This is a genomic window from Streptomyces sp. NPDC004126 (genome assembly GCF_050275515.1).
GTDB lineage: Bacteria > Actinomycetota > Actinomycetes > Streptomycetales > Streptomycetaceae > Streptomyces.
Genome location: NZ_JBNNPF010000073.1, coordinates 1 through 20,172, shown reverse-complemented (window position 1 = coordinate 20,172; position 20,172 = coordinate 1). Strand labels below are relative to the sequence as shown.

Annotated in this window: 20 protein-coding genes and 1 pseudogene; 8 read left to right on the top strand and 13 right to left on the bottom strand. The window is 73.9% G+C overall.

Annotated elements, in window-relative coordinates; all coding sequences use genetic code 11:
• Nucleotides 1–16: 16 nt before the first annotated feature.
• Nucleotides 17–238 carry a hypothetical protein gene (locus ACQKM2_RS37360; protein ID WP_427717774.1) on the top strand — a complete coding sequence of 74 codons (222 nt, stop codon included), beginning with the start codon at nt 17–19 and terminating at the stop codon, nt 236–238.
• Here the strand turns inward: ACQKM2_RS37360 and ACQKM2_RS37355 are convergent, their stop codons facing one another.
• Entirely contained in the window at nt 239–1,717 is a 1,479-nt protein-coding gene (locus ACQKM2_RS37355) for a PTS transporter subunit EIIC (protein WP_427717772.1), read from the bottom strand. It lies immediately after the preceding gene.
• A 25-nt stretch (nt 1,718–1,742) separates the two neighbouring features.
• The gene (gene murQ / locus ACQKM2_RS37350) at nt 1,743–2,696 is read right to left on the bottom strand and encodes an N-acetylmuramic acid 6-phosphate etherase (protein WP_427717770.1); all 954 of its coding nucleotides are present in this window, start codon (nt 2,694–2,696) and stop codon (nt 1,743–1,745) included.
• A 176-nt stretch (nt 2,697–2,872) separates the two neighbouring features.
• Here murQ and ACQKM2_RS37345 point away from each other — a divergent pair, with 176 nt between their 5' ends.
• Both ACQKM2_RS37345 and ACQKM2_RS37340 read left to right on the top strand, forming a co-directional pair.
• Nucleotides 2,873–3,250 carry a hypothetical protein gene (locus ACQKM2_RS37345; RefSeq protein ID WP_125604175.1) on the top strand — a complete coding sequence of 126 codons (378 nt, stop codon included), beginning with the start codon at nt 2,873–2,875 and terminating at the stop codon, nt 3,248–3,250.
• Between the two features lie 7 nt (nt 3,251–3,257).
• The gene (locus ACQKM2_RS37340) at nt 3,258–3,530 is read left to right on the top strand and encodes a DUF4031 domain-containing protein (RefSeq protein WP_007265566.1); all 273 of its coding nucleotides are present in this window, start codon (nt 3,258–3,260) and stop codon (nt 3,528–3,530) included.
• Nucleotides 3,531–3,553: 23 nt separating this feature from the next.
• On the opposite strand, the gene ACQKM2_RS37335 is transcribed toward ACQKM2_RS37340, so the two are convergent.
• Nucleotides 3,554–4,774: a Cmx/CmrA family chloramphenicol efflux MFS transporter gene (locus tag ACQKM2_RS37335; protein WP_427717766.1), complete on the bottom strand. Its 1,221-nt coding sequence runs from the start codon at nt 4,772–4,774 to the stop codon at nt 3,554–3,556.
• A gap of 87 nt (nt 4,775–4,861) precedes the next feature.
• Nucleotides 4,862–5,500: an HD domain-containing protein gene (locus ACQKM2_RS37330; protein WP_427717763.1), complete on the bottom strand. Its 639-nt coding sequence runs from the start codon at nt 5,498–5,500 to the stop codon at nt 4,862–4,864.
• 113 nt (nt 5,501–5,613) lie between these two features.
• Between ACQKM2_RS37330 and ACQKM2_RS37325 the strand changes: the two genes are divergently transcribed.
• Nucleotides 5,614–6,306 (top strand): copper homeostasis protein CutC, encoded by a 693-nt coding sequence (locus ACQKM2_RS37325; protein WP_427717761.1) that lies wholly within the window; start codon nt 5,614–5,616, stop codon nt 6,304–6,306.
• A gap of 164 nt (nt 6,307–6,470) precedes the next feature.
• On the opposite strand, the gene ACQKM2_RS37320 is transcribed toward ACQKM2_RS37325, so the two are convergent.
• Nucleotides 6,471–8,558: a HelD family protein gene (locus ACQKM2_RS37320; protein ID WP_427717759.1), complete on the bottom strand. Its 2,088-nt coding sequence runs from the start codon at nt 8,556–8,558 to the stop codon at nt 6,471–6,473.
• Nucleotides 8,559–8,905: 347 nt separating this feature from the next.
• Between ACQKM2_RS37320 and ACQKM2_RS37315 the strand changes: the two genes are divergently transcribed.
• The gene (locus ACQKM2_RS37315; RefSeq protein ID WP_427717757.1) at nt 8,906–9,091 is read left to right on the top strand and encodes a hypothetical protein; all 186 of its coding nucleotides are present in this window, start codon (nt 8,906–8,908) and stop codon (nt 9,089–9,091) included.
• 140 nt (nt 9,092–9,231) lie between these two features.
• Nucleotides 9,232–10,008, top strand: coding sequence for a glycosyltransferase family 87 protein (locus ACQKM2_RS37310; protein ID WP_427717755.1), 777 nt, complete (start codon nt 9,232–9,234; stop codon nt 10,006–10,008).
• Here ACQKM2_RS37310 and ACQKM2_RS37305 read toward each other — a convergent pair.
• Complete coding sequence (locus tag ACQKM2_RS37305; RefSeq protein ID WP_427717752.1) at nt 9,974–11,617, bottom strand: DNA repair helicase XPB; 1,644 nt, start codon at nt 11,615–11,617, stop codon at nt 9,974–9,976. The genes ACQKM2_RS37310 and ACQKM2_RS37305 overlap by 35 nt on opposite strands.
• A 129-nt stretch (nt 11,618–11,746) precedes the next feature.
• Between ACQKM2_RS37305 and ACQKM2_RS37300 the strand changes: the two genes are divergently transcribed.
• Nucleotides 11,747–12,214, top strand: coding sequence for a GNAT family N-acetyltransferase (locus ACQKM2_RS37300; RefSeq protein ID WP_427717750.1), 468 nt, complete (start codon nt 11,747–11,749; stop codon nt 12,212–12,214).
• Here ACQKM2_RS37300 and ACQKM2_RS37295 read toward each other — a convergent pair.
• Nucleotides 12,199–12,813: a DUF4291 domain-containing protein gene (locus ACQKM2_RS37295; protein ID WP_427717748.1), complete on the bottom strand. Its 615-nt coding sequence runs from the start codon at nt 12,811–12,813 to the stop codon at nt 12,199–12,201. The genes ACQKM2_RS37300 and ACQKM2_RS37295 overlap by 16 nt on opposite strands.
• Before the next feature lie 64 nt (nt 12,814–12,877).
• Nucleotides 12,878–15,457 (bottom strand): helicase-associated domain-containing protein, encoded by a 2,580-nt coding sequence (locus ACQKM2_RS37290; protein ID WP_427717745.1) that lies wholly within the window; start codon nt 15,455–15,457, stop codon nt 12,878–12,880.
• On the opposite strand from ACQKM2_RS37290, the gene ACQKM2_RS37285 reads away from it, so the two are divergent.
• Entirely contained in the window at nt 15,437–16,396 is a 960-nt protein-coding gene (locus ACQKM2_RS37285; RefSeq protein WP_427717744.1) for a hypothetical protein, read from the top strand. The genes ACQKM2_RS37290 and ACQKM2_RS37285 overlap by 21 nt on opposite strands.
• 586 nt (nt 16,397–16,982) lie before the next feature.
• Here the strand turns inward: ACQKM2_RS37285 and ACQKM2_RS37280 are convergent.
• The 5 genes and pseudogenes from ACQKM2_RS37280 to ACQKM2_RS37260 form a co-directional block, all read right to left on the bottom strand.
• Nucleotides 16,983–17,231 (bottom strand): annotated as a pseudogene (locus ACQKM2_RS37280) (hypothetical protein); the annotation flags it as partial.
• Complete coding sequence (locus ACQKM2_RS37275) at nt 17,224–17,379, bottom strand: hypothetical protein (RefSeq protein ID WP_427717742.1); 156 nt, start codon at nt 17,377–17,379, stop codon at nt 17,224–17,226. The gene ACQKM2_RS37275 and the pseudogene ACQKM2_RS37280, both read right to left, overlap by 8 nt.
• A gap of 94 nt (nt 17,380–17,473) precedes the next feature.
• On the bottom strand, nt 17,474–18,622 hold the full coding sequence (locus ACQKM2_RS37270; RefSeq protein ID WP_427717740.1) for a helix-turn-helix domain-containing protein: 1,149 nt from the start codon (nt 18,620–18,622) through the stop codon (nt 17,474–17,476).
• A gap of 34 nt (nt 18,623–18,656) precedes the next feature.
• The gene (locus tag ACQKM2_RS37265) at nt 18,657–19,298 is read right to left on the bottom strand and encodes an HAD family hydrolase (protein WP_427717737.1); all 642 of its coding nucleotides are present in this window, start codon (nt 19,296–19,298) and stop codon (nt 18,657–18,659) included.
• Nucleotides 19,299–19,436: 138 nt separating this feature from the next.
• Nucleotides 19,437–19,751: a 4a-hydroxytetrahydrobiopterin dehydratase gene (locus ACQKM2_RS37260; RefSeq protein ID WP_427717735.1), complete on the bottom strand. Its 315-nt coding sequence runs from the start codon at nt 19,749–19,751 to the stop codon at nt 19,437–19,439.
• Nucleotides 19,752–20,172: the final 421 nt, after the last annotated feature.

Below are 20,172 nucleotides of genomic sequence, written 5' to 3'. Positions count from 1 at the left end.
AGAGAGGCGACACGTCATGATGCTCACCCCGCAGGAGCGGATGCGGGCGGCCGAGGAGGCCGTACGGCAGTTGAAGGACGCCCTCCACGGGGTGGGAGTGGTCTTCCCGTCCCTGGACGTCGAGCGGGTCTCGGCCGCGGGGTCGTACGGGCTGCCGCTCGTCGACCTGGGGCGCTGCAACATCGACACCGCGCTGCGGCTGGCCGCCGTGCTGCACGGGCGGGCGGGCGGCGGCTGATCAGGCCGGCACCGGCTCCTTCGCGGCGGCGGGACCGGCCGGGCCGGGCGGGGCGGCGGGTCCCGCGTCGGTGTCCAGGTCGGCCAGCATCTGCTTCGTGAACCCGAAGAAGTACGTCGCGGTGAAGCCGGCCAGGTACCCCACCGCGAGGCCGCCCGCGTAGACGGCGACGGTCACGCCCATGCCCGACGTACCGTCCAGCAGCGGGAACAGCGCCCAGCCCGACGGGCCGATGGCCTTCGAGCCGAACACCACGCCCAGCTGGTTGCACAGCCCGACGAAGGCCCCGCCCGCCGCGCCGCCGACGCAGGCGGTGACGAACGGGCGGCCCAGCGGCAGCGAGACCCCGTAGATGAGCGGCTCGCCCACCCCCAGGAAACCGGCCGGGAGCGCGGACTTGATGGTGCTGCGGACGGAGCCGTTGCGCGGGAGGCGGCGGTAGACGGCGAGGGCGGCACCGACCTGGCCGGCGCCGGCCATGGCGAGGATCGGCAGCAGGACGGTGTAGCCGGACTGCTCGATGAGGGTGGTGTGGATGGGGATCAGCGCCTGGTGCAGCCCCAGCATCACCAGCGGCAGGAACAGCCCGCCCAGCACCAGCCCGGCGAGGGCCCCGCCCGCGGCCAGCAGCCAGTTCGCGAAGGAGCCGATCGCCGCGGCGGCCTCACCGGCGAGGAACATCAGCCCGTAGAGGGTGACCAGCCCGGTGACGAGGACCGTGAGGGTCGGCGTGACCAGCACGTCCAGCGTCCCGGGCACCCGGCGCCGGCACCACCGCTCCACGCGCACCGCGAGCAGTGCCGCCGCCAGCGCGCCGAGGACCCCGCCCTGGCCGGGGGAGAGGTGCTCGCCGAAGGCGTCGATCTTCGCCACCCCGGGGAAGACGATGACGGCGGCGACGGCCCCGCCGAGGACGGGGGTGCCGCCGAACTCCTTGGCGGTGTTGAAGCCGACGAACACCGCGATCAGCGACATGAACCCGGACGCGATCGCGGCGAGGGCCGGTACCAGGGCCGGGGCCCAGCCGAGGTTGGCGAGCAGGCCGTTCAGGCCCGCGATGACCCCGCAGCCGATGAGGGCGGGGATCAGCGGGACGAACACGTTCGCGATGCGGCGCAGGAACAGCTTGAACGGGGTGGCGTTGCGCGCCTTCCGCGCCTCCTTCAGCGCGGCGCCCCGCTCGGCGAGGTCCCCGGCGGTGACTGCCGCAGGTGGTGTCCGGCCCGCCTCCACCAGCGCCTCGAACTCGGGCGTGACCCGGGCGACGGCCCCCGGCCCCAGCACGATCTGGTACGTGTCGTCCTCGACGACGCCCAGCACCCCGGGCACGGCCCGCAGGGCGGCGTCGTCGACGAGCGAGCGGTCGCGCAGCCCGATCCGCAGGCGGGTCATGCAGTGCGCGACGGAGTCGATGTTGTCCGGGCCGCCGACCAGGGGGAGGAGCGCGGCGGCGGTGGCGCGGTTCTTGTCAGTGGGCATGTACTCGCCTTGCGTGGGAGGGCGGCTACCGTGCTGTCGGGTCCTGGACTCGGGCGAGGGCGTCGCGCAGGTGCCCGCCCGCCCCGGCGAGCAGCCGGGCCGCCTCCGGCCCGTCGACGCCGCCGAGCACGACGAGGACGGCGTCCTTCACCTCGCCGCCGGTCGCCGCGAGCGCCGCCTCGATCTCCTCGTCGGGCGCGCCCGTGGCCAGCGCGACGATGCGGCGGGCGCGGGCGCGCAGCTTCTCGTTCGTCGCGCGCACGTCGACCATGAGGTTCCCGTACGTCTTGCCGAGGCGGATCATCGTGACCGTCGAGATCAGGTTCAGTACGAGCTTCTGCGCCGTGCCGGCCTTCAGCCGGGTGGAGCCGGTGAGCAGCTCGGGCCCGACGACCACCTCGATGCCGTGCTCGGCGGCCGCGGCCAGGGCGGATCCGGCGTTGCAGGACAGTCCGACGGTGAGCGCGCCGCGCGTACGGGCGTACTCGACGGCGCCGATCGCGTACGGGGTGCGGCCGGAGGCGGAGACGCCGACGACGGTGTCGTCGCGGGTCAGGGCGAGGGCGGCCAGGTCGGCGGCGGCCAGCTCCCGCGAGTCCTCGGCGCCCTCGACGGCCCGCACCATGGCGCCGGGGCCGCCCGCGATCAGGCCGACGACCTGCGCCGGGTCGGTGTTGAAGGTGGGCGGGCACTCGCTGGCGTCCAGCACCCCGAGCCGGCCGGCGGTCCCGGCGCCCGCGTAGACCAGCCGGCCGCCGCGGGCCATCCGCTCGGCGATCGCGTCGACGGCGGCGGCGATCGGCTCCAGCTGCGCGGCGACGGCGGCGGGGACGGTGGCGTCCTCGGCGTTCATGGCGCGCACGATCTCCAGCGTGGGGAGCCGGTCGATCTCCGCCAGCTCGGGCCGGAAGGCCTCGGTCGTCAGCGTGTCGAGCTGCGCGCGGAGGTCGGCGTACGCGGTGGTGCGGTTCTCGCTCACGGCTGGAACGTATTTCCCGGCGGGGCCGGGGGCAAGAAGGCACGCCCCGGCGGGGGGCGGCGTCGATCCGGGAGGACAGGTACGTCGATCCAGGAGGACAAATAATAGAAAATTCGAGCAAATTACATGTAAAGAGGCCCTTCGTCTGGGGCCCGGTCCGGGGACACAATGTCCCCATGGACCACGCGACCCCCCTGGAGCAGGCGCTGCATGTCGCCCGTGCGCTCGTTCTCGCCGATCTCGCCGCAGGTGAGGTCGCCGATGCCGATGTCGTATCCCTCGTCGAGGACTCGGTCACGCACCGCCGGTGGTGGGTGGAGCAGTGGCCGGAGGGAGTCGACTACCTCGCCGGACTCGTCGCGCAGGACGTGAAGGACGCCCTGCTGGAGAAGTACGGGCGCTGGCCGCTGTGCCCCGTCTGCGCGCACGGGGACCCGCACGCGCTGGACGTGGAGCCGGAGCTGGGGCCCGACCCGCACTGGGTGTGCTCGGAGGCCGGGGTGAGGGTGGCGGCGGTCGGCGGTCTCGGCCCCGTCTTCCACCCGGGCCGGTGAGCCGCCGGTGACGGTGTACATCGACCCGCCGGTCTGGCCGGGCCACGGCCGCCTGTGGTCGCACCTGGTCAGCGACGTCTCGTACGAGGAGCTGCACGCCTTCGCGGCGGGCATCGGCTGCCCGCCGCGGGCCTTCGAGCGGGACCACTACGACGTGCCCTCGCACCGCTACGCGGACGCGGTGGCGGCGGGCGCGGTGGAGATCGGCAGCAAGGAACTGGTCCGCCGCCTCACGGCGGCGGGCCTGCGCCGGCCGAAACACCGCCCGCCGGCCGCCTGAGCCCCAGGTCACCTCACCTCACCTCACGTGCGGACGGCGTCCGTCGGCACCTTGCCGGTGGCGGCCGAGCCGGCGACGACCCGTGTCGCACCGGTCGAGCCGCGCCGTTCCAGGCGGAGGGCGATGACCGTGAGGGCGATCGCGGTGACGGTCATGGCCGCGCCCGCCCACGCCGGGGCGGAGAAGCCGAAGCCGGCGTCGATGACCGTGCCGCCGAGCCAGGGGCCGCCGGTGTTGCCCAGGTTGAACGCGGCGGTGGTGGTGGCTCCGGCCAGGGTGGGGGCGGCGCCGGCGACGTTGAACATCCGGGCGTTCAGCGCCGGCGCGGTGAAGAACGCCGAGACGCCGAGCAGGAACGACAGGGTGATCGCGGCGGCGGCACTGGAGGCCAGCACGGTGAGGGCCCCGAGGAACACCGTCGAGGCGGTGATGCCCCAGAGCATCACGCCGAACAGGTGCGCGTCGGCGATCCGCCCGCCGATGGTGGTGCCGATCAGCGCGCCGACGCCGAACAGGCCGAGGATCCACGGCACCCACTTCGGGTCCAGCCCGGCCACGTCCGTGAGCAGCGGCGACAGGTAGCTGAAGGCGCAGAAGACGCCGCCGGCGGCCAGGGCCGTGATGCCGATGGACAGCCACACCTGGCGGTCGCGGTAGATGCGCAGCTCGCGGCCGAGGCGGGGCTTCTCCTCGGGCAGGGGGATCTTCGGGATCAGCGCCAGGATGCCGGCCAGGGCGACGGCGGAGGCGGCGCCGACCGACCAGAAGGCGGAGCGCCAGCCGAACTGCTCGCCGAGGAAGGCGCCGGCCGGGACGCCGAGGACGTTGGCGATGGACAGTCCGCCGATCATGACGGCCATGGCGCGGGCCCGCTGGTCCTTGTCGACCATGGCGATGGCGACGGCCGCGCCGACGGCCCAGAACCCGGCGCAGGCGAGGGCGGACACCACGCGGGAGGCGAAGAGGAACGCGTACGAGGGGGCCAGTGCGCCCGCCACCTGGCCGAGGCCGAAGAGGCTGATGAGGGAGATGAGGGTGGTGCGGCGCGGGAGGCGCAGGGTGGCGACTGCCAGCAGCGGCGCCCCGACCACCATGCCGATCGCGAAGGCGGATATCAGCAGGCCCGCCTGCGGGATGGTGACGTCCATGTCCTCGGCGATGGGCGGGAGCAGGCCGGACAGCATGAATTCGCTGGTGCCGAGCGCGAAGACGGACAGGCCGAGGATGTAGACGGCCACGGGCATACGGGACGGGGGTCGTGCGGAGGCTGCGGGCATGTTCTTCCCGAACCGCCTCGAAGTGGGGCGCATTCCCGGCCGCCGTCCCGTATGTCAGGTCAGGGCGGCCAGCTCGGCGTCCAGATTGCGGCGGGCCGGGGCCTCCCAGTGGGCGGTGCCGTACGGGGTGCGGAAGAGGCGGGGGAGGGCGAGGAGCTGCCGCAGCACGGCGGCGCGGCCGGTGCGGAAGGCCTCGTCGGGGACGAAGCCGTACTCGGCGCGGACGGCGGCGGCGTAGGCGGTGTACGCGTCCGGGGCGCCGGCGAGGACGCCGAGGTCGGCGTCGCAGAGGGCCTCGCCGTTGGTGTCGCCGGGGGCGGGGTCGTGGGTGACGGTGAGCCGGACCAGTCGGGCGGTCTCGGCGGTGCGGGCCGCGCCGACGCCCAGCTCGGGCAGGGCGCGCTCGGCGAGGGCGGCGCTGCGCTCCTCGTTCTCGGAGCGGTCGGGGCGGTAGACGGCGTCGTGGAACCAGGCGGCGAGCTCGACGGCGGTGGGGTCGGCGGCGTGGCCGGCGAGTACGTCGATCCGTGCGAGCACGTCGGCCAGGTGGGCGGTGGTGTGGTACCGCCGCTGCGGCTCGGCCCAGGCGGTGAGGAGGCGGTCGGCGTAGGGGGCGGGGTCGCGGGTGGCGCCGGCGGCGGTGGCGGTCGCGTCCCAGCGGGCGCGGAGGGCGGCGGTGTCGGGCGTGTTCATGCGGACATTGTGGGGGTGACGCGATTCTGCTGGTGGAGCGCGGGGTGGGGCCCGTACCCTGGATATTGGACTAGACCTATTTTCCATATGGGCATAAGGATGGGATGGATCACATGAGCAACCGTGCGCTCCTGGAGGTGATCGCCCTCGACGCGGAGGACGCGGTCGCCGCCCAGGCAGGTGGGGCGGACCGACTCGAACTGGTCACCGACATGGCCGCCGACGGGCTCACCCCGCCGCGCGAGACCTTCGCGGCGATCCGGGCGGCGGTCGACATCCCGCTGCGCGTGATGCTCCGCAAGTCCGACGGGTTCGCGGCGGGCGACGTCTCCAAGCTGGTGGAGGCTGCGCGAGGGCTGCGGGCGGAGGGCGCGCAGGAGTTCGTCCTCGGCTTCCTGCACCCGGACGGCAGCCCCGACCTCGACGCGGTCGAGGCGGTGCTCGCGGAGCTGGACGGCTGCCGTTGGACCTTCCACCGGGCCATCGACCGCGCGGCGGACCGGGACGGCCTGCGCAAGGCCCTCGCGGAGCTGCCGGGGCTGGACACGTACCTGACGGCGGGCGCGGCGGCCGGCGTCGAGGACGGGCTGGCGGTGCTGCTGGCGGAAGCCGCGGCGGGCCGGCGCGGTGAGCCGGGGTACGGGCCGCGGATCCTCGTCGGCGGCGGCCTGGCCCTGTCGCACCTGCCGGTGCTGCGGGAGGGGGGCGTCGACGCCTTCCACATCGGCGGCGCGGCCCGTCCCTCCGGGTGGGACCGGCCGGTCTCCGCGGCGGCGGTCGCGGAGTGGCGAGCGGCGCTGGGCTAGCCCTTGCCCTGCCGGGCGGGGGCGGGGTGCGGGCCGGGGTGCGGGCCCTGCGGGGCTGTCCCCTACCCTCCCCTACCCTCCCCCCGGACGGAGTCTGGGGGGAGGGTAGGGGACCTCGCCCCGCGCAGCGGCGCCAAGCCGGGCCGGGCCGGGCGAGCGGGAGGTCAGGCGAGCGCCAGCGCCCCCGGCAGGGGGGCCGCGTGGAGCGCCGTGAGGCCCGAGACGGCTCGGGTGAGGCAGACGTACAGCCTCCGCAGCCCCGTCCGTTCGTCCGGCTCGCCGTCGACGATCGCCGCCGGCTCGTCCAGGACCACGTAGTCGTACTCCAGACCCTTCGCCAGCGACGCCGGGACGAGGGTGAGGCGGGACTCCGCCGTCGTCTCCTCGCCCGGCGCGAGGTACGCCAGCCCCGCCTCCGCCAGGGCCTCCGCCAGCACCGGCACCCGCGCGTCCGCCGCGATCAGCCCGATCGACCCCTCGTGCGCGAGCGAGGCCCGGCAGGCGGCCAGCACGTCCGCCGTCAGCTGTTCCGGGGCGCACGCCGCCACCGTCAGCGACCCCGGCGCCTCACGCACCGACGACACCGCCGCCAGCCCCGGCGAGATCGCCGGCAGCAGCCGCGACGCGTACGCGATCACCTCGCGCGGCACGCGGAAGCCCGCCGTCAGCTCCTCCAGCACCGCCTCCGGCTTGCCCAGGTGCGTCAGCGCCTCGTCCCAGCTGCGCGTGGCCCACGGGGTGGTGCCCTGCGCGAGGTCGCCCAGGACCGTCGCCGAGCCCGTCGTGCAGCGGCGCCCCACCGCCCGGTACTGCATCGGGGACAGGTCCTGCGCCTCGTCGAGGACGACGTGGCCGAGCGAATGCGTCCGCTCCACCAGGTCCGCCGCCTCGTCGATCAGCACCAGGTCCGCCGCCGACCACTTCGCCGACCGCACGCTGCGGAACGGCTTCGGCCACAGCAGCAGCTTCTGCTCGTCCTCCGTGAGGACCCCGTCCGCGTGCTCCGCCAGGAACTCCGCGTCCGACAGCAGCCGCAGCACCAGCTTCGCCGGCTCGACCGCCGGCCAGACCGCCTTGACCGCGGCCTTCACCGCCGCGTTGCGGGCCACCGCGTCCTGCACCCGGTCGTCCGGCGCCTCGCCCGCCTGCTCCATGCGTACGAGGACGGCGTGCGCGATCCGCTGCGGCAGCGCGTCGCGGGCCGCGCCGTAGCGGATGTCGCGCTCCTGGAGCTCGGTGACGATCTCCTCCAGCTCGTACGCGGGAACCCGCCACCGGCGCGAGCCGCGCACCACCATCAGCGGCTCGGCGGGCGCGGTGACGTGCGAGCGGACCGCGCGGCGCAGCACCTCCGCCATCCGGGCGTCGCCCTTGACCACGGCCGTCGCGGCGGCGTCGGCGCCGCGGACCTCCAGGCCCTCGCGGGCGACGAGGTCGTCGACGGTGGCCTGCTTGACCTCCAGCTCGCCCAGCGCGGGCAGGACCTGCTCGATGTAGTGCAGGAAGGAACGGTTCGGCCCGATGACCAGCGTCCCGGTGCGGGCGAGGCGCTCGCGGTGCGCGTACAGCAGGTACGCGACCCGGTGCAGGCCGACGGCGGTCTTCCCGGTGCCGGGGCCGCCCTGTACGCAGACCGAGCCGGACAGGCCGGAGCGGACGATCTCGTCCTGCTCGGGCTGGATCGTCGCGACGATGTCGCGCATGGGGCCGACGCGGGGGCGCTCGATCTCCTGCTGGAGCAGCTTGCTGACGGCCGCGGACTCGGCCGGGTCGGAGAGGTGCTCGTCCTCGTACGCGGTCAGCTCGCCGCCGGTGTAGCCGAAGCGGCGGCGCAGCCCGACGTCCTGCGGGTCGGTCTTCGAGGCGCGGTAGAAGGGCTGGGAGACCGGCGCGCGCCAGTCGATCACCATCGGGTCGCCGTCGGCGTCGTGGACGTGGCGGCGGCCGATGTAGAACTGCTCGCCCTCGGCGCCCTCCGCCAGGGCGGCGCCCGGGGCGTGCAGGTAGTCGAGGCGGCCGAAGAAGAGCGGGGTGTGGGCGAGGTCGGCGAGGGCCTTGATCCGGTCGTCGATCTGCGCCTGGAGGACGATGGCGTTGACCCAGTTCGCGGTGACGTCGCGGATGTCTAGGGCCTCGACGTCCTCGCGCATGGCGCGCAGCGCGGAGCGCGAGGCGGCCAGGTGGGCCCGTTCGCGGCCGAGGAGGTCGGCGGAGTCGGAGTCGGATGCGGTGTCGGGGGCGTGCGCGGGCACGGGAAGGCCTCCAGCGGTACATGCGGGTGCGTGCGGTGCGTGTAGTGCGTGCAGTGCGTGCGGTACGGAAAGCCCCCGGTTTCCGGCCGGAAGGCGGCTCTCCCCGATGGGACGGCGGGAGGCGGCAAGAGCGGAGATTGTAGTCAGCGGGGCGCGGCGGCGCGAATGGATTGGGGGGCCGGAAGTCCCGAGGGGGCAGTACCCCCGTACGGGTGTCATACCCGGGAGTGTCAGACCTTCGGCAGAGCCACTAGGGGATGCCATGGGCCGCGAGGAGGACACGGGAGGGCTGCGGGTTCCGTCCCGAGGGCGATGTGCGCGGAGGGGGAAAAACGCACCATGGAGACATGAGCACCGCAACCTTCTCCCCGGTCCAGGGCGGCCTCCCGAGCGGGGCCACCGCCACCTCCGACCACCGTCCGCGCCACCGCGTCGGCGATGTCCTGCGCGCCGCGAAGGTCTTCGCCGCTGCCGCCATGAGCGTGGTCGTCCTCGGCGAGTACGCCGAGGACGCGGGCGTCATACGCCGCTGACGCCCCGCGCGAAGACCCTCCCCGCACGGGGAGTGCAAGGCCTTGGCCTGAACCCGGCGGTAGCCGTGCGCTGATCCACTAGGGTCACGCGCGTGACCCGCAGCCCCGCTTCCGCTTCCCCACCCCCGCCACTCGCAGCTGTGCTGGTCACAGGCTCGCTGCTCGCTCTGGGCGTCCTGTGCATCGCCCTGCGCATCCCGACGGCCGACGCCGTCCTCAGCGGCTTCTCCGCCGCCGAGTGGCACCCGCCCAGCGCCTATCCGCCCTTCGCCGCGATCCTCTTCACGCCCGCCGCCTGGCTTCCGGCGGGTGTGCTCAAGGCCGTCCTCGTCCTCGGGAACGCCGGCCTGCTCGCCCTGCTGATCGTGCTCTCCTGCCGGCTCGCGGGAGTACGGGCCCGGCGGGGCCCGGTCCTGGCCGCCACCATCGCCGGGCTGTGGCTGGAGCCGCTGTTCCAGAGCCCGCTGCCCGGCCAGATCAACCTGGCGCTCGCCTGCCTCGCCGTCTGGGACCTCGGCCGGCCGCGCGCCGCCCTCGGCAAGGGCTTCGCGCTGGGCGTCGCCGCCGGGATCACCCTGACCCCGGCGCTGCTCATCCCGTACCTGCTGCTGACCCGGCGCGTCCGGGCCGCCCTGACCGCCCTGGCCGGGCTCGCCGGCACCGCCCTGCTCGGCCTGCTGGTGCTCCCGGAGGCCTCCGCCGACTTCTGGGCCCACCACGTCCCGGTGACCGGCCGGGCCCTGCTGCGGGAGTGGCCGCACCTGTGGGTGTGGGCCGTACCGCTCCTCACCGCCCTGACGGGCGCGGCCCACCGCCGCCGCACCCGCCACCACCGGCCGGCGGCCCGCATCCCGGCCCCGCGGCCGCCCGCCGACGCGCAGGTCAGTCGGACGCCAGGAGCTCGTCCGCGTCCATGATCCGGTAGGCGTAGCCCTGCTCCGCCAGGAAGCGCTGGCGGTGCGCGGCGAAGTCCTGGTCGATCGTGTCCCGCGCCACCACCGAGTAGAAGCGGGCCTCGTGCCCGTCCGCCTTCGGACGCAGTACCCGGCCGAGGCGCTGCGCCTCCTCCTGCCGGGAACCGAAGGTGCCCGACACCTGGATGGCGACGGTCGCCTCCGGCAGGTCGATCGAGAAGTTCGCGACCTTCGAGACGACCAGCACGTTGATCTCGCCCTCGCGGAACGCGTCGAAGAGCTTCTCCCGCTGCGCGTTCGAGGTCTCGCCCTTGATGACGGGCGCGTCCAGGTGCTCGCCGAGCTCGTCGAGCTGGTCGATGTACTGCCCGATGACCAGGGTCTGCTCGCCCCGGTGCTTGCGCACCAGAGCCTCCGTCACCTTCCGCTTCGTCGCCGTCGTCGCGCAGAAGCGGTACTTCTCCTCGGTCTCGGCGGTCGCGTACGCGAGCCGCTCCGACTCGGTCAGGTTGACGCGGACCTCGACGCAGTCGGCCGGCGCGATGTAGCCCTGCGCCTCGATCTCCTTCCACGGAGCGTCGAACCGCTTCGGCCCGATGAGGGAGAACACGTCGGACTCCCGCCCGTCCTCACGGACCAGAGTGGCCGTCAGGCCGAGCCGCCGCCGCGCCTGCAGGTCGGCGGTGAACTTGAACACCGGCGCCGGCAGCAGGTGCACCTCGTCGTACAGGATCAGCCCCCAGTCGCGGGAGTCGAACAGCTCCAGGTGCGGGTAGACGCCCTTCCGCTTGGTCGTCAGCACCTGGTAGGTGGCGATCGTGACCGGCCGGATCTCCTTGCGCGTACCCGAGTACTCGCCGATCTCCTCCTCCGTCAGCGAGGTCCGCTTGACCAGCTCGTGCTTCCACTGCCGCGCCGAGACGGTGTTGGTGACCAGGATCAGCGTCGTCGCCTTCGCCTTGGCCATCGCACCGGCCCCGACCAGCGTCTTGCCCGCGCCGCACGGCAGCACGACCACGCCCGAACCGCCGTGCCAGAAGCCCTCCACGGCCTGCGCCTGGTAGGGGCGCAGCGCCCAGCCGTTCTCCTCCAGCTCGATCGGGTGCGCCTCGCCGTCCACGTACCCGGCGAGGTCCTCGGCCGGCCAGCCCAGCTTCAGCAGCGTCTGCTTGATCTGCCCGCGCTCCGACGGGTGCACGGCCACGGTGTCGGCGTCGATCCGCGCCCCGACCAGCGGGGTGATCCGCTTCGAACGCAGGATCTCCTCCAGCACCGGCCGGTCCGTGCTCGTCAGCACCAGCCCGTGCACAGGGTGCTTGGACAGCGTCAGCCGCCCGTAGCGGGACATGGTCTCGGCGACGTCGACCAGCAGCGCGTGCGGGACGGGATAGCGGGAGAACTCGACGAGCGCGTCGACGACCTGCTCGGCGTCGTGCCCGGCGGCACGGGCGTTCCACAGCCCGAGCGGGGTGATCCGGTAGGTGTGGATGTGCTCGGGCGCCCGCTCCAGCTCGGCGAAGGGGGCGATGGCCCGCCGAGCGGCACCGGCGAGCTCGTGGTCGACCTCAAGAAGGAGCGTCTTGTCGCTTTGGACGATCAGTGGACCATTCACGCACGGCACCTCGTTTGCATCCGGTCAAACCTCCAGTGTGCCGCATCCCGCCGCGGGCGGGGGCCGGACCGCTCCCGGGCCGGGGAAAACCCGCTGACGCCGCCCGACGGCGCGGCGTACCTTCCGGGCATGAGTGGAGATCAGCAGTCCTTCGTGCCCGACGGCTTCGACGTGCCGCGCGTGCTCGACGGTGACGGATTCCGGCTGGAGCCCCTCGGGGCGGAGCACAACGCGCGGGACCTCGCCGCCTGGAGCGGGAGCATCGCGCACGTCCGGGCCACACCCGGCTTCGCGGGCCGCCACTGGCCGCCGCCGGAGGGGATGTCCGCCGAGGCGAACCTGGCCGACCTGGAACGGCACGCGCGGGACTTCGCCGAGCGGCGCGGGTTCACGTACAGCGTGCTGGAAGGCGACGAGGACGTCATCGGCTGCCTGTACGTCTACCCGTCGAAGGAACAGGCCGGGCGGGTCCACGTCAGCTCCTGGGTGCGCGCGGACCGGGCGCACCTCGACGCCGTCGTGTACCGGACGGTCAGCGCGTGGCTGAGCGAGGTGTGGCCGTTCGGGACCGGGCTGGTCGACTACGCGCCCAGGTGAGGCAGCGGGCCCGCCGGGTAGGGGGTCTCGGCCGGGAGCAGCGCGCGGGCGGAGTCGAGGTCGCCCGCGCGGACCAGGCCGTGGATCTCCCGGGCCAGCGGGGTGACGTCGCGGATCGACACCGTCCACTCGTCGGCGTACGCCCGTGACGCCGGCCCCGACAGGCCCAGCTGCAGGGACCGGTGGGGCAGGGCGTTCAGGTGGAGGTCCCGCTCCGGGTCCCACTGCACCCGCGCCGGGGAGCCGGCCAGGGACGCCTTCCACGCCTCGCGGTCCGCGTGGACGCCGGGCACGTAGTGCGACAGGCAGGCCTGGGCGAGGGCCCGGTCGAAGCCCTCGCGGCTGATCTCGACCGCCAGGACGGTCTCCTGGTCGGCCTTGGCGGCCCAGCCGCAGCGGTACATCATCCACAGGAACGACGGCTTGATCCACGTCATCCGCTCCCGCTTCCACGCCGCCGGGAACCGCCCGTCACGGGCCGCGGGCACGCCGAGGTGCGGGGCGTAGGCCTGGTAGACGGTGACGGTGGTGGCGGTGTGGGCGGCACGGATCCGGTGGCGGGGGGTTTCGGTCGGGGCCGCGGGCGTTGCTTCGGACATGCCGTCAGGGTGCCCGGTCGACGTGGCCGGCCACCAGCGGTTTTCCGCGCCTGCCCGGCGCCGCTCAGACCTGGTCCTCCGCCAGTTCCGCCACCCCCGTGATCCGGTGCAGGGCGTACGTGCGGACCTCGTCCGCCGTGTGGTCGTACCCCGTGACGAAGCCGCCCTCCACCCGCACCGGGGCGATGACCCGCTGGCTCGCCGCCCCGTCCGCGTTCACGTACCCGATCCACACCGCCGACCCCGTCAGCGCCGCCGCCTGCACCGTCGCCAGGGTCTCCGCCGCGCTCGTACGCGGCAGCTCCCCCGGAACCCCCGACGACGACGCGGCCGCCGGCTCCTTGCGGACCGCCGTCGCCGCCAGGTCGCCCGCACGGATCGCCCGTACCGCCGCGCCCAGCAGCGTCGCGTCCGGCACCGGAGGCCCGTCCGGCACCGGCACCGGCGCCGAACGCGCCGGGGTGCGGTGCGCGTCGGCCCGCGCCACCAGCACGTCACCGGTACGGGACTCCGCCGCCGGGGCGTACCCCAGCGCCCGCAGCCCGTCCAGCAGGGCCGCCGGGTCCGCCTGCGCCGCCAGCACCGTCGGCGCGAGCCGCCGCAGCCCCAGGGCAGCAGACCGCCGGTCGGCCAGGATCTCCCCCAGCATCGCGTCGTCGTCGCAGCGCACGTACGAGGACGCCGCCCCCACCCGCAGGTGCCCGTGCCGCCGCGCCACGTCGTCGATCAGGTACGCCAGCGGCTGCGGCACCGGCGTCCGGCTGTGCTCGGAGAGGAACGCGTGCAGGTCCGACGCCGCCTGCCCCGAGTCCAGCGCCCGCCGCACCGAACCCGGAGTGAACCGGTACACCGTCGCCCCGCCCTTGGACTCCACCTCCGCGAGCACCGCCAGCATCTCCGCCAGCGGACGCAGCAGCGGCCCCGGCGCCACCGCCGTCAGGTCCGCCTGCAGCAGCACGTGGTCCACCGGCTCCGGCAGCAGCGGCGCCAGCAGCCCCGCCGGATCCCCGTGCTCCAGCAGCGCCCGCCCGAACGCGCTGAGCGCACCCCGCCCCGTCACCCCCAGCACCTCGGCCTCGTGCAGCGCCCACCGCGCGAGCCGGGCCCGCAGATCGCTCGTACCGCGCGCCGGCCGCTCCCACGCCAGCCGCTCCAGCACCGCCTCCGGATCGGGCACCCCGCCCTCCGGCAGCTCCCCGACCAGGTCCAGGACCCGCCGCCGCACCTCCGGCGCCGCCGAACGGTCCAGGTCCGGGCCCAGCGCCGACAGCGTCCGCCCCTTCGTGTCCTGCTCCCCGACCAGCCCCGGCGTACGCGTCGCCGGCAGCCACGCCGCCGCCAGCGCCGCCCACCGCTCCGCGGGCGGCAGCTCCCGCCAGTCGTCGAACGCGGGCGTCGGCGCGTACCGCTCGTCGGCCTCCCCGTCACTGGCCAGCAGCCCCGCCGCGTACGCCAGCTCCACCCAGAACGCCGCCTCCGGCTCCGCCGTGTCCAGCGCCGCCGCCGTCCGCTTCAGGTCCCGCACCGCCAGCCCGCCCGCCCGCAGCACCAGCGGGCCCGCGTGCTCCCAGGACTTCACCAGCTCCTCGACGGTCGCCAGCGCCGCCAGCGCCTGCCCGGCCGCGTTCGAGTCCACAAGCTGTGGACGGTGCTCCCGGTGCACGCCGACCACCGGTGCGAGCGGCTCCGTACGCCGGTGCGCGAGCCCGCCCCGCAGGTGCAGCGCCACCTCCCTCGGCAGTACGACCGTCCGCGCCGAAGCCGGCAGCAACAGCCCCCGGTCGCGCAGCCAGCGCACCGGCGCCGTCGGCTCCGGCGTCACCTCCCCGTACGGCGGCCCCCACACGAGCCGCCCCAGCACCTGGTGCGCCTCCGCCGGAGCCCCGTCCAGCAGCGCCGACATCCGCTCCGGGTCGGTGAACAGCCCGGTCAGCGCCGCCACCGCCGACACCGGGTCGTGCGTCGCCGGCAGCCCGGCCGCCGCGACGATCTCCTGGATCCGGGTCGGCGACATGCCCGCCGTCGCCTCGGCGACCGTCGGCCCCAGCCCCGTCGGCGAGGGCCGCTGCGCGGAGGGGGCGAGCAGCTCCCGCGCGGTGCGGACCAGCCGCAGCCGGTCGTCGTCCCCCCACACCAGGGCCTGGTCCCGCAGCGTCCCCAGGGCCCGGGGCAGCGCGGTCCGCGCCTCGGCGCCCTCCGCGTCCTCGGCCTTCTCGCCGCCCGAGCCGGTGCCGGTGAGCAGCTCCTCCAGCACCGGGTACGGGCACGGGTCCGGGGCCACCGCGAGGGCCTCGGCCGTCTGGAGCGCGAACCGGTCCAGCCGGTCCAGGGCGCGCACCACCGACGCCCGGGTGCCGGCGCGGGTGGCCAGCTGGGTGACGTCGCCCGGCACCGGGTTCAGCAGATCGGGGCGGGCGTGCAGCAGGGCGGTGAGCGCCACGTCGTCGCGGGCGCGGAGCGCCTCGGCGAGGGAGCGCGGGGCGTTCGCCGCAGCGGTACTTGCCTCGGGCACGTTGGTCGCCTCCTGGTCACGCCGGCCGGACCGTCGGCCGGTCCCCATCCGGCCAACGGTATCCGCTGCGCCGTCGGCCGCTCCACGGACGCACGCGCTACCGTCGGGGGCGTGGCGATCGAGAGCGACCATCTGGTCTACGAATATCTGAGCCGCGTCGGGGACTTGGCGGCCCGGCGGCAGCTGTCGTCCGGTGACCGGATGCGGCTGGTCTCGGGGCTGCGGGACGAGATCGACCGCCGCCGCGCCAAGTACGAGCCCGACACCCCGGCGGCCGTACGCGGGATCCTGGAGCGCATCGGCACGCCGGAGGAGGTCCTCGACACGGTGGGCGCGGCGGCCCGGGGGACGACGGCCCCGGCGGTGCTCCCGGCCGACCCGGTCGTCCCGGCCGTTCCGACCCAGCGCACCGCCGAAGACCTCCCGCGGAACGTCCCGCCGCACCTGGCCGGGCTCGACGAGCTCGGGCCCTCCGGCGGAGCCGAACCCGACTGGTGGAGCCTGTCCCCGGGCGCCTCCGGGAGGGGGCGGGGGCCGCAGGTGGAGGGCTTCGCGGGCGGCATCGAGATCCCGGACCTCTTCGGGGAGGAGGCGGAAGAGGAACGGGCGGCGAAGGAGAAGCGGGACGCCGCCCAGGACCCCGCCGCCGGGCCGGCCGCCGCGGCGGGCGGCCTCGTACGCTTCCTCCGCGACCGGCGCGAGAAGAGGAAGGCCGCCGCCCCGGAGGGGGAACCCAGGCCCCGCCCGCACGCGTTCCTCGTACTGGCGGCGGTACTGCTCCTGGCGGGGGCGCTCACCGGGTACTGGCTGCTCCTCGGCGCCGGCGCACTGGTGGCGTACGCCTCGCGCGTGCTCGGCCCCCGCGAGCGCAAGTGGGTCCTGCTCGGCCTGCCCGCAGCCGTCTTCACCCTGGCCATGCTCTGGCTCTGGGGCCGCGCCGCCGGCAACTGGGGCACCCCCATCCCCTCCGACCAGGTCGGCCCGTCCTTCCAGTCCCTCTGGCCCACCCTGGCCCGCACGGCGGGCGCGGCCACGGCGGCGTACCTGCTGTGGCGGTCGCGTCGGCGGTAGGCGTACGCGGCTTGCGGCGCGGGCCGGCTGTCTCCCCCGCGAGGGGGTGGGGTCGGGCGGTGTTTGCCCACCCGCCCCCTCGTCTGCGGGCCGGTGGGCTGGGGGGCGGGATCCCCTCGGGCGGGATCGGGGAGGGTTTGGGGGTTTCCCGTCAGTCCCATCGTCCTTCCGGTTCGGGCCGTCCTGTCAAGGGCGCTCCCTGCGGTCGCGTCGCTTCGCGATCGCCTTCGGCGACCCTTGACAGGCCGACCCGCCCCGGAATGCCGAAAGACTGCCGGGAAACCCCCAAAAGGAACGGTCACAGGGGGAGAGAAGCGAGAAGCGGTTCCGTCGGAGACGAGGCGAGGGGCCGGGCGCCGGCACACCACGCATACGGGCCGTCAGATGTCGTGCCCCCGGGCCGGGTGCGCGACTACCCGCACGAGAGGCCGAACAGAGCACCTCAGGGGGTAGGCGGGCGCGTCAGATCGCTACGCGCTCCTCCCATCTCAGCGTCCGACGACCGTCCGGGGCTGATGCCTGTACCAGAGGACGAAAAGACCAGCCCAGGGAGCCGAGAGGCGCGACAGATCGCTACGCGCTCCTCTGATCTCGGCGGCCGGCGGCCGGCGGCCGTCTGGGGCTGGTCGTAGGCGGGTTCGACGTTGGCGATGGCGGTGGTGAATTCGCGACCGGAGGCATTGCGGATGTAGGCGAGCTCCATCCAGCGTTCGATGCCGGTGTCGGAGACGTTCTCGTTGATCACCGCCATCAACACGCCTTCGGTGCCAGAGGCGATGTCGCGGACACGACGGCGCAGGAGGCGATGGGGGACGTACTCGTAGCACTCACTCATTGGCCGACTCCTTGAAGGAGCTGAGGAAGCGCTGCCAGCCGGCAAGGGCCCGGTCGGCGAGGTTCTGGCTGAGCGTCGGCACAGCCTTCGGTCGGGCTTCGCCGCATGCCCGACAGGTTTCACCGTGAAGTCTGATGTCCATGGTCACGATCCCTCTCATCTGCCTGAGTGGTGGGGCAGACAGATGGTGCGCTGCGGCAAGACCCGCAAGGAACACATCGTGTATTCCTCTAGAGGCTTGTTCAGACCGCGCCGATCCACTCGGCGTACGAGGTCAAGGACTCGGCATCCGTGCGCTTGAGACGACGGATCGTTCCGATGTCCTCGCAGGCCCAGAGGTGCTGGCGCACATGCTGTGGTGCGTGCCGGCGGGCCGTTCTGAGGGACTTGAACGCATGGTCCGGGTCTCCCGACCACAGCTGTGCCCGTGCCACCTCGATCCAGAATCCGGACCGGCGCTCCGCCGGGATTTCGTCGCCCGGACTCCAGTCACGGGCAACGTCGAGGGCGCGGCCGATGTGATCCCGGCCCAGGCTGACGGCAAGTGCCGCCTCGTGGATGCGGACGCTGGACGGTCCGAACGCGGTGCCGAGATGGATGCCTTCCGGAAAGCGGTCCGCGAGCGTCCGAGCTTCCTGCAAGTGGTCGTACGCGGCGTCAGGGTCGCCTGCGCGCGCCGCCACGACAGCGGTCCGCATGTGCAGCGCGCCCAGCGCGGCAGTCGACAGGGGTGCCGCGTCCAGCGCGTGTTCCAGCATGATCTGCCCGGCTCGATGGGCTTGGGCGGCGAGGAAGGTCTCGGCGCGGACGTAGGCGACGGTGGCGGAGACGTCGGGGTCGTCGACCCGGAGGGCTGCCCACCGCATCACGTCGATCAGCCTGGCCGAGAGGTCGTGTGCCCCGTACTTGTAGGCCACAGCGTCCGCCGCCCTGGCGGCTGCAACGACAAGCCGTGCGGCTTCGCCGCTGTGGATGCCACGGTGCAGATGAGCCAGAGCTTCCCCCAGCAGCCGGGGTGCCCGGTCGGCGATCAGCGCGTACTGGGCGGCGAGGCGCCATCCGACTGCCTCATCGACTTCGCTGCGGATCTGACTGAGCGTGCCCTGCGGTGGGCCGAGGGCGTACTCGTATCCGGCGATGGCAGCAGAGATCGCGGGGAGTGCGGCGTGGACGCGGCGACTTGTCCCGGCGTACGCGGGGTCGAGACGAGACGCATCCACGCCGAGCGCGGCCGCGAGCGCCTCCAGCGTCGACGCACCGGGCACGCGGACGCCCCGCTCGCACGCCTTGACCATCGAAAGCGAGACGTGCGCCTCTCGGGCGAGGTCGGCTTGCGTCATGCGCCGGGCCCGGCGCCGTGAGGCGATGCGCTGCCCGATGTGGTCGGCCATGTGTGCACCGTAGTGCTCAACCAGAGGGGTGTACCTACTGTTTGACGATGTCGGACAGTTCCACGAGGGACTCGATGGACCAGTCCGCAGCGGCCCTCACCTCGGGGTCGTCAGCCCACCAGTGCCCCCAGGGCCCACGTCGCAGGTGCGCGGTCCTCAGACCCGCCGCCCGTGCCGGATGGATGTCATTGGCCGGATGGTCGCCGACGTACAACGTCTCGTCCGCAGGACTGCCCGACACCTCCAGTACCCGTGCGAAGAACTCTTCCGCAGGCTTCGCCACACCCCATTCACCCGAGGTGGCGACCAGATCCGCCGGCAGGTCGAGCGCCCGCAGCAGGTCCCCCGCCAACCGGCTCTGGTTCCCCGCGATGACGACACGCACCCCGGCAGCGCGAAGTGCGGCCAATGCCGGCCGGACGTCCTCGTAGAGGTCCGCCTCGTCAAGCCGCTCGCCGAGACCGGCGGCGTCCCGGGCGGCGTATTCGGCGGCGATGTCGACGTCAGGGCGCAGCATGCGGATCGCGTCCGCGTTGTCCCTGCCGTCGACGACCACGGCACCGACCAGCGCGGAAAGCGTATGGCGGGGCACACCGAGCCAGTCGGCCCAGGCCGCCCAGTACCGGTCGTCCCGGGTGAGCGTCTCGCCGATGTCCAGAACGACCGTCCGAATCATTCGGCCAGCCTACTGACCCCGCCCTGGTGAAAGACCGCCAAGAGGAGACCCGCAACTGAACTTGGCCACCCAGGCCGTCCGGGGCTGATGCCTGTGCCAAATGACGATCAGAGCAGTGCGGGAGAGAGGCAGGGTGGATCAGTCCAGGGGGAGGGACTGATGGGCGGCGACGATCGCGTCGATGCGGTGGGCGAGGTCGAAGTCGGCTGCGGTGAGACGGTACCCGGCGTCGTGGGTGGTGATCGTCGCCCGCAGGTGGTCGATCCGCAGGTCCAGGTCGGCGTGGTGCTGGATGCGCCTGGACCGGTCGGCGATGGTGACGATGGCTGCCACGGCGGCGTGGTATCGGATCTCGTAGGTGCGTGTGATCTCGTCGCCCTTGCGCTCCCAGCCCGGCAGGCCGTCCAGGTTCTCGGCGATCTGCTCGTCGGTCAGGACTGTCGGTACGCCCATGTCAGCTCCCCTTGCCGACCGGCGCCAGGACCTCGGCGAGGTTCCGGCCTACGGGGGATCGTGCCACGGGCGCATGGCCCGTTCCAGGGTGAGCAGTTCGCGGACCATGCGTGCGCGCCAATGTCGAACCCGCCTACGACCAGCCCCAGACGGCCGTCGGACGCTGAGAAATGAGGAGCGCGTAGCGATCTGTCGCGCCTGTCGGCTCCCTGGGCTGGTCTTTTCGGCCTCTGGTGTAGGCATCAGCCCCGGACGGTCGTCGGACGCTGAGACGGGAGGAGCGCGTAGCGATCTGATGCGCCTGGGGGCTTCGCAGGTCGCTCTGATCGGCCTCTCGTGCGGGTGGCCGGGCCCCCGGCCCGGAGTCAGGACATCTGAGGGCCCGGATGCTCGGCGAGCCGGCCCCCGGCCCCTCGCCTCA